Origin of the sequence: Domibacillus aminovorans, assembly GCF_001643235.1 — a bacterium.
GTDB lineage: Bacteria > Bacillota > Bacilli > Bacillales > Domibacillaceae > Domibacillus > Domibacillus aminovorans.
The window spans coordinates 54,520-68,094 of record NZ_LQWY01000067.1; the positions used below are offsets into that span (position 1 = coordinate 54,520).

12 protein-coding genes and 2 pseudogenes are annotated in these 13,575 nt (G+C 40.1%); 10 read left to right on the forward strand and 4 right to left on the reverse strand.

From position 1 onward, the window contains the following. Window positions 1–255: 255 nt before the first annotated feature. Window positions 256–342: pseudogene (locus AWH49_RS20860) on the reverse strand (IS6 family transposase); the annotation flags it as partial. A gap of 63 nt (window positions 343–405) precedes the next feature. Then, window positions 406–495: pseudogene (locus AWH49_RS20865) on the reverse strand (IS6 family transposase); the annotation flags it as partial. Between the two features lie 422 nt (window positions 496–917). Here AWH49_RS20865 and rlmN point away from each other — a divergent pair. From rlmN to AWH49_RS16110, 6 genes are all read left to right on the forward strand, one after another. Continuing rightward, a complete protein-coding gene (gene rlmN, locus AWH49_RS16085; protein ID WP_018395002.1) occupies window positions 918–1,979 on the forward strand; it encodes a dual-specificity RNA methyltransferase RlmN in 1,062 nt (353 codons plus the stop codon). 509 nt (window positions 1,980–2,488) lie between these two features. Then, window positions 2,489–4,009: an ATP-binding protein gene (locus tag AWH49_RS16090; protein WP_063966552.1), complete on the forward strand. Its 1,521-nt coding sequence runs from the start codon at window positions 2,489–2,491 to the stop codon at window positions 4,007–4,009. Between the two features lie 86 nt (window positions 4,010–4,095). Next, window positions 4,096–4,332, forward strand: coding sequence for a hypothetical protein (locus AWH49_RS16095; protein ID WP_063966553.1), 237 nt, complete (start codon window positions 4,096–4,098; stop codon window positions 4,330–4,332). A gap of 78 nt (window positions 4,333–4,410) precedes the next feature. After that, window positions 4,411–4,656, forward strand: a complete 246-nt coding sequence (locus AWH49_RS16100; protein WP_018394999.1) for a hypothetical protein — start codon at window positions 4,411–4,413, stop codon at window positions 4,654–4,656. Between the two features lie 130 nt (window positions 4,657–4,786). Next, window positions 4,787–5,137 (forward strand): ASCH domain-containing protein, encoded by a 351-nt coding sequence (locus tag AWH49_RS16105; protein ID WP_063966554.1) that lies wholly within the window; start codon window positions 4,787–4,789, stop codon window positions 5,135–5,137. 21 nt (window positions 5,138–5,158) lie between these two features. Continuing rightward, window positions 5,159–5,590, forward strand: coding sequence for a hypothetical protein (locus AWH49_RS16110; RefSeq protein ID WP_211268417.1), 432 nt, complete (start codon window positions 5,159–5,161; stop codon window positions 5,588–5,590). A gap of 104 nt (window positions 5,591–5,694) precedes the next feature. Here AWH49_RS16110 and AWH49_RS16115 read toward each other — a convergent pair whose 3' ends face one another. Next, window positions 5,695–5,961 carry a helix-turn-helix transcriptional regulator gene (locus tag AWH49_RS16115; protein WP_063966556.1) on the reverse strand — a complete coding sequence of 89 codons (267 nt, stop codon included), beginning with the start codon at window positions 5,959–5,961 and terminating at the stop codon, window positions 5,695–5,697. 709 nt (window positions 5,962–6,670) lie between these two features. Then, the gene (locus AWH49_RS16120) at window positions 6,671–7,870 is read right to left on the reverse strand and encodes a nitrate/nitrite transporter (protein WP_063966557.1); all 1,200 of its coding nucleotides are present in this window, start codon (window positions 7,868–7,870) and stop codon (window positions 6,671–6,673) included. Window positions 7,871–8,066: 196 nt separating this feature from the next. Between AWH49_RS16120 and AWH49_RS21045 the strand changes: the two genes are divergently transcribed. The 4 genes from AWH49_RS21045 to fdhD all read left to right on the forward strand — a co-directional run bounded on the left by AWH49_RS21045 (window position 8,067) and on the right by fdhD (window position 13,542). Then, complete coding sequence (locus AWH49_RS21045; RefSeq protein WP_018394994.1) at window positions 8,067–8,195, forward strand: hypothetical protein; 129 nt, start codon at window positions 8,067–8,069, stop codon at window positions 8,193–8,195. A 19-nt stretch (window positions 8,196–8,214) separates the two neighbouring features. Beyond that, window positions 8,215–10,497 (forward strand): nitrite reductase large subunit NirB, encoded by a 2,283-nt coding sequence (gene nirB / locus AWH49_RS16125; protein ID WP_063966558.1) that lies wholly within the window; start codon window positions 8,215–8,217, stop codon window positions 10,495–10,497. A gap of 4 nt (window positions 10,498–10,501) precedes the next feature. Continuing rightward, window positions 10,502–12,583, forward strand: coding sequence for an assimilatory nitrate reductase catalytic subunit NasC (gene nasC / locus AWH49_RS16130; protein WP_063966559.1), 2,082 nt, complete (start codon window positions 10,502–10,504; stop codon window positions 12,581–12,583). 206 nt (window positions 12,584–12,789) lie between these two features. Beyond that, the gene (gene fdhD / locus AWH49_RS16135; RefSeq protein WP_063966790.1) at window positions 12,790–13,542 is read left to right on the forward strand and encodes a formate dehydrogenase accessory sulfurtransferase FdhD; all 753 of its coding nucleotides are present in this window, start codon (window positions 12,790–12,792) and stop codon (window positions 13,540–13,542) included. Window positions 13,543–13,575: the final 33 nt, after the last annotated feature.

A 13,575-nucleotide genomic window follows, 5' to 3' on the forward strand; every position in this document is an offset into this window, starting at 1 on the left:
ATTTTTTTCGTATATATGCAGTCTCAACCTTTTAGGAGACGGGTGCTTTTTTGCTAATTTGAAGAGCATTTTGCAGATCATTGATCTCTTTTTGGATTTTTGAAAACCCTTGGATCTCAGGAGCACTTTTTGTAGACAGCGTCCATTGTTGCTAAGTAGACTTCGCCATTTTTTCGAAAATGAGAAGAAATTGGGGGTTCTGGTGCGAAAATAATTTGATAAAAATAGAACCTATATTACCTACTAACTTGCCCGTTATGATGCTATTCCGAACAACTGATGTATGAATTCAACTTCATTTTGGGCAGACTTCACCCCTTGGTGAACTTGCCTCTTTTTTATGGTTCTGGTGCAAATATGGTATTCATTAAAAAAAGACGTATGAAACCTTATCAGAATCGCTAGTTAAGCTGATAGACCAAACAATTGATGGATGAACGTTATTTGATTTTGCACAGAGTTATCCCTTAGAAGAAGTTGCTTCTTTTTCAGCATTCAGACACTCCTATCTAAAATAATAAGAAACCCATCATTGTTTTTCCTCTGTATCTATGCGCAAATGATGTCAGATGGAGCGATGACCCTAAGTGAAGCGGCTTTGAAATACTTCCTGTAAAAACACCTATGCCGCAGCCGGCCAAAACTCTTTAATCCATTCTTTAAGTTATTCCCCGGTTTTCATTTGCTATAAGTGTAGAAGTCAATTCTTCCTTTGAAAATAATGTATTTTTTGAATAAAATGCTCACTTATATATAATAAGAAGAGCTGTACTATAAATGAATGAAGTTTATACAGTATCCCCCGTACCTCTCCTTGCTTTTTTTAGAAATTGGAACGATAATAAACGAGTTGCTAGTTTAGGCTGCTATAACGTAGAATAGGGTTAAATTTTAGAGCTTTGAAAAGAGGGTAACAAATGAATAAAAAATCCATTTATGGGTTGACATTTGATCAACTAGAAGAATGGCTTATGGCATATGGGCATAAAAAGTTTCGTGCATCACAAGTTTGGGATTGGCTATATAGAAAGCGGGTAACAGACTTCTCTGAAATGATTGATATCAATCAAGAGTGTGTTCAATTACTAGCTGATCACTTTGTCATACAAACATTAAATGAGCATATTAAGCAACAATCAGCGGATGGAACGGTTAAGTTTTTGTTCAAGTTACATGATGGCAATTTGATCGAAACGGTATTGATGAGACATAAATTTGGTTTATCGGTTTGTGTCACAACGCAAGTCGGCTGTAACATTGGCTGTAGTTTTTGTGCGAGTGGATTATTGGCAAAAACACGCGATTTATCCAGTGGAGAAATCGTAGAACAGATTATGAATGTGCAGCATCATCTGGATAAAGCGGGCCAAAGTGAAAAAGTAAGTCACGTTGTGGTCATGGGGATTGGTGAGCCATTTGACAATTTTGATAACCTTATTGACTTCATAAGAGTGATTATTGATCAAAAAGGGCTTGAAATCGCGGCAAGACATATTACTGTGTCAACGAGCGGGCTTGCAGATAAAATTTATGAATTCACCGATACGAAATTACCGGTAAACTTAGCCATATCATTGCATGCGCCAAATGATGAACTTCGAACGCGGATTATGAAAATAAACCGGGCGATTCCGATAGAAAAATTAATGAAGGCCGTCGACTATTATTTGGAAAAAACAAACCGGAGAATTACATTTGAATATATCTTGCTGAAGGATGTAAACGACCGTAAGGAAGACGCTCTTCAACTTGCCGAATTGATTGGCGAAAAGCGGCAATACGTTAACTTAATTCCATATAATCCGGTTGATGAACATAGTCAGTACCAAAGAAGTGATCCGGAAGCAGTGATGGCCTTTTATGATACGCTCAAAAAGAAAGGCATTAACTGTGTTGTTCGTCAAGAACATGGGACAGATATTGATGCTGCTTGTGGACAATTAAGAAGCAAGCAAATTAAAAAAGCCAGAGCTCAATAACTTGGAAAAGATCATTGCGGATTAGGATGCTAATGAAGACTTAATGAAAAATGTATTCATTAACATGAAAATGACTATAAAAAAAGAAGCTAAGGGCATCCTTTAGCTTCTTTTTCTTTATCCACAAGTTTGTTGTGGTATTTTCCGACTTTCTGAATATAAGTATATCAGTGAATTAAATTGATCACATAATAAATGCGTATGGAAAAAGGTACCCATCTTCCATATGCATTATTTAATGGATTGTAAAGTGAAAAAAACTATTTTAATAAATATTTTAAAATAGTTTTTTTAATGGGAATGTAAAAAATAAACAGAGTTATAATTTTAGAATACTTACGTTTGATTTTGTATATTAAAATAGTTTCTTTCTGCTAGTATAAATCATCCAATTGCGATGTGTTAACAAAGAAAAAATCTATAAGCTGTAGAGAGGAGAGAAGGTCTAAGCAAAAGGTGATAAAATAAAACAACGAAGAAACAAATAGAGGATAAGAGGGAGATTGAACTTGAATAAAAATATAAATCATCCACCTGATTATTCATCCGCTCCACAGGATAACTTAATCTTAGAACATTACGGAATAAATGAACTTAATTTCGAATCTATTAAAAATTACCGATATAAATTTTCAGCCATTAAACCAGATCATCCATGGAATGGACTTGAAACAAAAGAATTTTTATATAAGATCGGTGCATGGGGAAAGGTACGAAATACGAGTAAGGAAGGCTTGACTATCGCTGGATTATTAATGTTCAGTGAGGAAAGGATTATTACGGAGGTTTTGCCGCAGTATTTTCTTGAATATAGAGAAAGCTTAGAAGGGACAGAGAAAGGGAATTGGTCCAACCGTTTTACTTCACAAGATGGAACGTGGTCAGGGAATGTATTTGATTTTTACTTTAAGGCAAGTGCTGATTTGGCTGCCGATTATAATGTTTTATATGAAAATAACCGTTTTGATCAGTCTGTTGAGAAGGATGATCTGTCTTGCTTGCATGAAGCATTGATCAATTCATTAGTTCACTCTGATTATTATGGAGGTGGCGGCATTGTCATTGAAAAAGAAAAAGAATTATTCCGATTTTCAAACCCTGGTCTTTTTCGTATGTCAGTAGAACAAGCGTTAGAAGGCAACATGAGCAATCTTCGCAATCCTAACCTTTTTAAAATGTTTATTTTAATCGGACTTTGTAAAAGGACTGGTTCGGGATTGAAAAATATCGAAGCAACATGGGAAAAGAAGAAAGAGGGAACTTTGGATATAATCCAGGCACTAGAGTCAGAGCGTACAATCCTCGCGTTACATGTAAAATTAAATTTGTTGGAGGAAGAAGAACAATTAAAGGAAGTAGACGAAAGTGATCTTTTTATATTCCATGAAGACGAAGAACCTTTAACAAAGAACGTTGATGACACGATAGACTCCATAAATAAGAATGAAAGCTCCATCAATAAAGAGGGTAACTCCTATATTAAATATAAGAACTCCGATATTATCATTGATAACTCTATAAATAATAAGACGAACTCCGATATTAATAATGGTAACTCCTATAATATCGATGATAAGTCCGTTAGTAAAGAGAATAACTCCGATAATAATAGGGAGTATCTATTTATTCATACTTTTAACTCCGACAATAGTGAAGTGCCTATAATAAACCATGAAAACACAGATATAACAGATATAACGGCAAATGATTTGACATATGAACAAAAAGAAAAAGCAGCAGATCTCTCTTCTTCAAAGGAAGTAGAGGAAGAACTATGGGAGATTTCAGAACTTGCCAGAAGGAAAAGGCGCTTGCAGCCAAGCACGATGGAAGAGATTATCATTAGACTGTGCACCCAAAAGCCATTAATGTTAAAAGAATTGGCATACTTATTAGAGAGAACACCGGATGGATTAAGAAATAATTATTTAGCTAAGCTACTAAGTAAAGGGAGGGTAAGGCTAAAATATCCAGATCAATTAAATCATCCGAAGCAAGCTTACATGGTTGTTGAGAAGAAAGATCAATGATTGTAGATAGGTCTTTAATTGGGAATAAAGAAATATTAGAATAATGAATATTTCCAAAAATAATATTAATAAGGAGCGGTAGGCAAGTGGGACAATGCAGTATCGATCACTCACAAGAGGATGTAATACAAAAACTCGAAAGCCAGCGGGACTTTTTACCAGCAGCTTTGTACGAAGAGTTGCAGTCACTTTTAAAGAACGAGCATGTACAGGAAGGGTTAAATGAGTTATTTCATTTATTTAAAAAATATGACCTAGCTTCCCAAGAAGAACAGGAAGTGCGAAATCAAAAATTAATGCACTTGATACACAGTAACAAGTAAGCAAAAGAATAATAGCCCATTCCGTTGAATAAAAGTAAATGAAAAGGCATGCAGATAATCAGACAAAGGAGGAGAAAAATGGATTTCTTCTTGGTTGGTCTTGGTTTATGGATAATGATTGGATCTGCCTTGCTTTTATTTATATGGGGGCTATGGAAAAAATCGTGGAGAGCATTAGTATGGAGTGGAATAGCTCTTTTACCGTCAATACTTTCTATATACATTGGCGGTACAGAAGGATGGCTTAAGGTATCTATTCTTTTGCCATTGGTACTCTTTGTTCGAGCTTACTACATGAAAAAAAGAAGGGCGCGTCTGTTATGAGGCCTCATTAATATTGAAAACTGCTTCATTTTTGAAGCGGTTTTCCGGTTATTTTTAATCAGATATACTATGGAAAAATAAAATATGGTAAAGTGGAAGCCTATAATAATATAAAAAAGGTGGTTTTAACATGACGACACAAAATGAAAATGCGGCTTTACCTCCTAAGACGTGCACGATTGAGCGTTTAGTAACAATGGAAGAAGATGTTAAAAAAGTATTGAAAGGTGAAAAAACAGCTACGCGCCGCAATGGCCGCTATGCGGATATTGGCGAAGTGATGACGCTTGATGGCCGTGATTTCGTAGTGGAGCGCGTATATTCACAATCACTCGGTGAATTAACAGATGAGCACGCTAAGCAAGAAGGATATGCGACGGTTGAAGAATATAAAAATTCAATTTTATCGTATCATCCAAATATGCCTTGGCTTCCGCAAATGCGTGTGTGGGTGCACGAATTCCGCGCTGTTCAGAATTGATTTAAGTAAAGGGTGAATACGATTTATCAAGTTATATTATTTTTGCACATTTTTAGTGCAGTCTTGTCCATTGGCCCATTTTTTGTACTTGTGCCGATGATTCCAAGAATGCGGGCAGCGGATCAAAGAGGGCTGCTTGCGTATTTGTCTTTGTTCAAATCAACCGTCAGTCTCGTGAAACATGCCGGTCATGTACTCGTGACGACGGGTGTTTTGCTTGTATGGAAAAGCGCGTGGTCTTGGTCAACATCGTGGGTTGTTATGACGATTGCAGTTATGGTCAGCTCCGTGTTTTTCCTCGCACGCGCCTTTTCACCGGTTATTTGCAGGTTTCACGCGCAGAAAATAAGTCAAGATAAGTTAATAAGTAAGCTGCATCGTTCTGTCTGGATTTATATTGCCTTACTCATGATCATGTTATGGTTCATGGTTGCAAAACCGGCTCTTTGGTGAAATAAAAAAGACTTGTCATATGGGATATTTACAAATTAACAGCATTCAAAATCCATTGTTTACGAAGCTACATAAATGAACACGTCTTGTTTGATTTTATTCATTCAAGTATTTATTTTTTTAAAAAGAGCATACATAAATGCCATGAGTTCAGCACGGTTTGAGACGTTTAGTTTTTTGTAAAGAATCGTTAAATAGTTTTTGGCAGTGCCGACAGATAAGAAAATTTTCTGGCTGATTTCGTCGTTTGAAAGTCTGAGTAGCAATGAATCGAGCAGTTCAGCTTCACGCGGTAGTAAGTCGATGCCGCTGCTCTTGACTAAATGGGCAATGGATAGGTCCAGCTTTTTTTCAACGACAGGTTCGTTCATAAAAAACGGCTGGATGAATACGAGAAAACCATTTGCCCAGCGACACAGTTTCGAATGGATAAAATGAGACTTTCGGTTTCCATACCTTTTAAAATGATAAAATCAATTTGATCAAATGGAGGAAACGAAAAGTAAATAAACCGGCCCAATCCGTAAGCTGCGTACGTAAAAACAGCATAAAATAAACTGAACTGGCTGGCGTATGTATAGGCAGCTCTCCTAACCAAAATAAGCAAAAAAAATTATGATATGAATGACGAATCATTCATATTGATAAGAAATCCAATGATTAACTGAATGGTAAGCAGTGATTGATCGGCACGAACGGACAGTTTGTTAAAGAGGAGGAGACTTTTGGCAATCGCTAACGAAACAAACAAAATTAAAAATAAAACAAGGGGTTTTGTTAGCACATTGTTGTCCTGAAACAGTAAATACAAAATAAACGGTTGTATAGTTAATAGTGATCGTTTTTTAGTTTCAAAGCTAGTACTTGTTTTAAGAGAAGAAAGGGAATTAATTTTGTTATTTAAAAATATTAAGTTGGTAAAAGAAGAATTAAAAAAAGCCTAGCGTTTATATACTTGCATTGGATGCCTGCTACGTCGTTCCTGCAATGGACAAATATCAGGATCGTGAAAAAATGGTAAAAAAAAGAGCTGACTCAAAGCCTGAATTTTTCAGGAGAGTCAGCTCTTTTAATCTTGTATTAAGCCGATTTTTCTTTCGGTGCCCATGATTTCCGCCATGAAATTTGTGCAATGGCCAATAGAATGAGTGCGGCAATACCGATAATCGCATAGACGGTAAAGCCTGCCGCGTATGTGCCGGTCATTTGTTTTAATGTACCGAGGATGTTCGGGACGAAAAATCCGCCAACTCCGCCGGCCGCACCGACGATCCCAGTAATCACGCCAATTTCTTTTTGGAAACGCTGTGGTACTAACTGGAATACAGCGCCGTTCCCCATTCCAAGGCACATCATTCCGAAAAACAACAAAGCTGTCACGATTGCGAGAGAAGGAAGTAAACTGACGCCAAACATACTTACGGCAACACCGATAAACAAAAAGCTGAGCAGTTTAGCGCCACCAATTTTATCGGCAATCATTCCGCCGACGGGGCGGAAGAAGCTTCCAGCGATGACACATAGTGTGACAAAGTCTCCGGCTCTTACACTTGAAAGTGCATATTGATCAACGAAAAAAATACTTAAGAAACTCGTCAGGCCGACAAAACCGCCGAATGTGACACTGTATAGCAAACAGAAATACCATGTGTCTTTCATTTTAAGGACGTTAAAATAATTGATCAATGGCTGCGCAGGAGGTTGAGATGGTGCATCTTTTGCAATTAGAACGTACGTGATAAAGACGAGGCTGAGCGGGATAAGAGCAACTCCCAACACGCCATGCCAGCCGACATGTTCCGCAAGACGCGGCCCAAACAATGTCGCAAAAACCGTTCCGCTATTCCCTGCACCGGCAATTCCCATCGCAAGGCCTTGCAAATGCGGCGGATACCAGCGGCTGGCCATTGGCAGGGCAACAGAGAAACTGGCACCGGCAACGCCAAGCAATATACCGATGAAATAAAGCTCTGTCATCGTATTTCCGAATAACCATCCCCAGAAAAGAGGGATCATCGTGACAATCATTCCGCCAATGGCTGTTTTGCGTGGGCCAATCCGGTCTGTTAATACACCGAGTATTAATCGAAAGAAAGAGCCGGAGAGAATGGGGATAGCGACGATTAATCCCTTCTCAGCTGGAGATAGCCCGAAGTCTTGCGTAATGTACACACCGAGTGCCCCTAACAACACCCAGATCATGAAGCTGATATCAAAGTACAAAAATGAAGCAAGTAAGGACGGCGTATGGCCGCTTTTTTTAAATTCTGATAGTTTCATCTGTTCCTCTCCTTCTTTAAAAGGTAATGATTTCTTAACATAAGTGTATGACTGGGAAAGGTTAATTTCTATCTTATTGTTAGAAAACCTAACATAATTTTTCGGAAAATAGTGAAAATGAAATTGACTTTCTTCTTTTTATTTCATATTGTGTTAAGTAAGCTGACATAAGAGACTAAATAAGGGAGTGGACAATATGAAAATCTTTTCTTTTTTCTTTATCCTTTTCACGAAAGGTGATGCAGATAAAGAGGCTGCAAGCAATATGGCAGAGTCATTTACAGGAAACGAAGCGTACTGGAACCCTACTTTAAAAGCTGAATAAAAAAGGAGGGATCCTCTATATGAATAAACGAAAAATAGTCGTCATTGGAAACGGCATGGCTGGCGTGCGATGCGTCGAAGAAATAGTAAAGATTAATCCACACTCTTTTCATATAACGATTTTCGGAAAAGAACCTCATCCGAATTATAACCGGATTTTACTGTCCAAAGTACTGCAAGGTGATACATCTGTTGAAAGCATTACGTTGAATGATTGGAACTGGTATGAAGAAAATAAGATTACACTTTTTACAGATGAGCCAGTTGTAAAATTGGATACGGAACAAAAATGTGTGATAACGGCAAAACGAACAGTAGAGTATGACGAATTAGTTTTGGCGACAGGGTCTCTTCCGTTTATACTGCCGCTTCCAGGTGCAAAAAAAGAAGGCGTGACTGCTTTTCGTGATATTGATGATTGTGAGAAAATGATCCGATTATCTAAAAAACACGAAAAAGCGATCGTAATCGGCGGCGGACTTCTCGGACTTGAAGCAGCAAGAGGACTGCTGAATCTTGGCATGAAAGTTGATGTTGTTCATATTGGGGACTATATTATGGACCGTCAGTTGGATCAGACAGCAGCTAATATGTTGCAAAAGGAGCTTGAGGAGCAAGGAATGAATTTCCTTCTTCAAAAGCACTCGGCTGAAATTACTGGGCATAAACGGGTGAAAGGGCTGAGTTTTAAAGATGGAAGCCGCCGGGAAGCCGATTTAATTGTAATGGCAGTCGGTGTTCGTCCGAATACAGAACTCGTTTCGGGAACGGCAATTAAAACGAACAGGGCAATTGTTGTCGATGATTATATGAAGACCAATGTGCCGAATGTATATGCTGTCGGCGAATGCGCGGAACATCGCGGTCTTGTGTACGGGCTTGTCGCGCCTTTATATGAACAGGGAAAAATATTGGCGGCCCATTTATGCGGTCTGGAAACAACAGGTTACCGGGGGTCTATTTTATCGACACAGTTAAAGATATCGGGCGTCAATGTTTTTTCAGCCGGCGAATTCATGGACAGTGATGATACGCAGTCGCTGAATTGGCATGATGGCATTCGAAATACGTATAAAAAAATTGTCGTGCGTGATAACAAAATCGTCGGGGCCATTTTACTTGGTGACATTCAAGAAGGCGCCAAATTATTTGGCATGATTCAAAAGAAAACCGATTATGCCGTTCTTGAAAAAGAAATGAAAAGTGTGGGGGACTCTCCGGCAAATGGCGATGCTCTTATTGCATCGATGGCCGATCACGATATCGTCTGTGCGTGCAATGGTGTGTCAAAAGGATCGATCGTCAATGCCATATGTGAACAGGATTTACAAAGTGTCGATGAAATTAAAGAATGTACGAAAGCGTCTAGTTCGTGCGGGGGCTGCCGGCTGGTTGTGGCAGGCATTCTTGATTATGTACAGCGAAACGGTGCGGGAGAAGACAAAGTGAAAGAAACAATTTGCGCCTGTACGGACGCGGAGCATAGCACCTTACTAGAAGTCATTCAGCTGTACCCGGGCGATTCGCAATCACAAATCATGAATCGGCTTGATTGGAATAATGAAGATGGATGTGTAATATGTCGCCCGGCACTTTATTATTATATGGGTATTCACAGCCAGTCCTTACCGGATATTATAGAGGAGCGGCAGACAGACGGCACGTACGTTATAGCGCCGCGTATGTATGGCGGAGTGACGGGAGCAGACCAGCTGAAACAAATTGCTAATGTCGTTGAGAAATATGCGATTCCTCTTGTGAAACTTGCGGCCGGTCCGAGAGTGGAGTTATACGGTGTGAAGGAAGGAGACGCGGCTACGATTCGGGCAGAGTTGAATGCAGCCAGTCCGCTTTACGGAAAAAAAATTCATGCAGTTGGTACGTGCGCTGGTATTCGATATGCAGGAGAAGCTATACAGGATTCTGTTCAGATGGGCATGACGCTCGAACGAGAACTGGAAACCATAATTGTACCGGCGAATGTGACAATTGGTGTATCAGCTAGTCCACGTGATGAAGCACATTCGCTTAAGGAAGATATCGGATTAATTGGCGTGCCGGGTGGCTGGGAATTATATGTGAGCGGTGAACGATTTTATGCACCGATGACAGACGAAAAAGTAATTTCGATGGCGGCTGCATTGCTGCAATATTACCAGGAAACGGCTTTTTATCCAGAACCATTGCCTGTATGGATCAAGAGACTGGGCATTGTGTTCATTCGTGAAGAAGTATTGAAGCGGAAAATAGAAAGAAAAACAAAAAAAATTCAACAGGCGGTTGCCATGTTACAAGGTAGGTGAAAGGATGGAAACGGTCATGGAGACGCAATGCCCATTTTGCAGTGTACAGTGCAAAATGCAGGTCATTGAAAAGAAAGAATCTGGTCTGAAAACGTATAAGGTGCTGCCAAAGCAAAATGCGGCATCAGAAGGACGGCTTTGTATAAAAGGGATGAATGCCTATCAGCACGCATTGAGCGGCGAGCGTATCACAACACCGCTCATTAAAAAAGACGGTGTATTTATGCCGGCTACATGGGAAGAGGCGTACGCTCTTATTGCGACCGAATTTTCGCGCATTCAAAGTGAATTTGGTCGCGATGCCATAGGTGTATACGGCGGCGGATCGCTGACGAATGAAACTTCTTATTTGCTCGGCAAGTTTGCCCGTGTCGCCTTGCAGACGAAATACATTGATTATAATGGCCGGTTTTGTATGTCGGCAGCGGCAACAGCCGGCAATAAAGCGTTTGGCATTGACCGAGGTTTGACCAATCCATTGCCGGAAGTCAGACAGTCAGACTGTCTTATTTTAGCCGGTACGAATATTGCCGAGTGTCAGCCAACATTAATGCCGTATTTTACAGATGCGAAAAAAAATGGAGCCTACATCATCGTCATAGATCCACGCAATACGTTGACCGCTGAACTGGCAGATCTTCATTTAAAAGTGAAGCCTGGTATGGATGCAGCACTTGCGAACGGATTGCTTAAAGTCATCATTGACGGCGGCTATGCCGATGAACTTTTTCTGGAAAAACGGACAAATGGATTTGAAGAAGTAAAAGCCCATATTGATACACTTGATCTTGCTAAGCTGGCTTCTATTACAGGTGTTCCGGCAGAGGATATTCAAGAAGCGGGCAAACGGTTCGGTAAAGCGGCTTCGGGCATGATATTGACAGCGAGAGGAGTTGAGCAGCAAACAGATGGGTACATGGCGGTCCGCAATTTTATTAATATTTTACTTGTCACAGGAAAAATCGGCAAAGTCGGCAGCGGGTATGGAGCAGTGACCGGACAGGCGAATGGCCAAGGTGGACGGGAGCACGGTCAAAAAGCAGATCAGCTCCCCGGCTACCGTTCAATTGAAAACCTGGAAGACCGTGCGTATATAGCCGGTGTGTGGGGAGTCGAACCGGATGATTTGCCGGGCAAAGGAGTTTCCGCTTATGAAATGATGGAAAAAGTACATGAGCGGGAAATATGCACGCTGTTTTTAATGGGATCGAACCCGATTGTCTCCAATCCAAATGCGAATTTCGTTGAAGAAGGACTGCGCAAGCTTGATTTTCTTGTCGTCGCAGATATGTTGATGTCCGAAACGGCACAAATGGCGGATGTCATTTTGCCAACGTCTTCTTACTTGGAAAATGAGGGCACATTGACGAATCTAGAAGGCCGTGTCTTGCTACGGGAAGCGGCGCGTCCAGTACCGGGCTTTGTGAAACAAGACTGGGAAGTGCTCAGCGGAGTTGCAGAGTTGCTTGAGAAAGGATCTTATTTTTCTTATTCTAGCGCGGAACATATTTTTGAGGAACTTCGAGTAGCAAGCAGGGGCGGACTAGCTGATTATTATGGCATTACGTACGACCGACTGAGAAAAGAAGAAGGTGTCTACTGGCCTTGTCCATCGATCGACCATCCGGGTGAAAAACGATTATTCGAAACGTCATTTGCCCATTCGGACGGAAAAGCAGCGCTTATTCCAGTAGATAATCATTTTCCAAAAGAGCAGACGAGCGAAGAGTTCTCGCTTTATTTAACAACAGGGCGTGTACTCGGACATTATTTAACAGGTGTGCAGACGCGCAAAAGTCCTACACTGGAGGCTCGCCAGTTTGAATCGTTTATTGAGATTCATCCGAAAACAGCGAGAAAGCTGAATATACGTGATGAGACACTTGTCAAAGTAAAATCTAGGCGCGGTGAGATTGTCGTTCGCAGTAAACTAACCGCATCAATTCGGGAAGATACCGTTTTTGTCCCGATGCATTGGAGCGGCATTCAAAATATTAATAAATTAACGAATGAAGAACTTGACCCAACATGTAAAATGCCAGGATTTAAAGTGTGTGCGGTTTCCGTGACCCCGTTGTTGACGTAAAAAAGAGGTTCAATGTATGAGCAATTTGTGAACGACGGTATAATCCCCTTCTAGTAGACAGATAAAAGAAAGATCTTTATCGTCTAACTAAGGAGGGTTTTTTTGTGGGAGTAATTATATAGAACAAAAGAAATCAATGTAGAGGAGGATTTACGTTGAGCCGCGCGGAAATAAAAAAGGACGTACTGCACTTTTCAAATGGAAAAATGACAACGAGAGAAGACACAATTGTGACTGAATTCCCAGTGACGATTAAAATAAACGGACAAGAATTCGTGACGATGGTTTGCACGCCGGAATACGTTGAAGATATGGCAATTGGGTATTTGGCATCTGAAGGAATTATCCGGAAATATGAAGATATTAAAGAGATATGGGTACAGGAGGATGAAGGGTTTGTTCATGTGAAAACAGATAAGCCGAATCCATACTATGAAAAATTTCAAAATAAACGGTATATTACGTCATGCTGCGGGGGAAGCCGTCAAGGGTTTGTGTTTGTTAATGACGCGTTGACAGCGAAAAAAATGAACGATATTCATGTAAAAGTTTCACCGGAAGATTGCTTTCGCCTTATGAAGGATATGCAGGAATCGGCGGTTACGTTTCAGCAGACAGGAGGCGTTCATAATGCGGCATTATGCGATATGAATGAACTGCTTTTATCTAGAATGGATATTGGGCGACATAACGCTCTTGATAAAATTTACGGATACTGTTTGAAAAATGACATATCCATTAAGGATAAAATACTTGTGTTCAGCGGCAGAATTTCTTCAGAGATTTTGTTGAAAGTGGCCAAGATCGGCTGTGAAATGATCTTATCGAAATCGGCCCCGACTGAACTTGCGCTTACATTGGCAGAAAATCTTGGCATTACAACTGTTGGTTTTATTCGGAATCAATCGTTCAATGTGTATACAGGCGCAGAAAGAATTATGTTGGAAAGTGAGTCATAATGACCCGCCATTTGCTACTTATGCATAATAGTA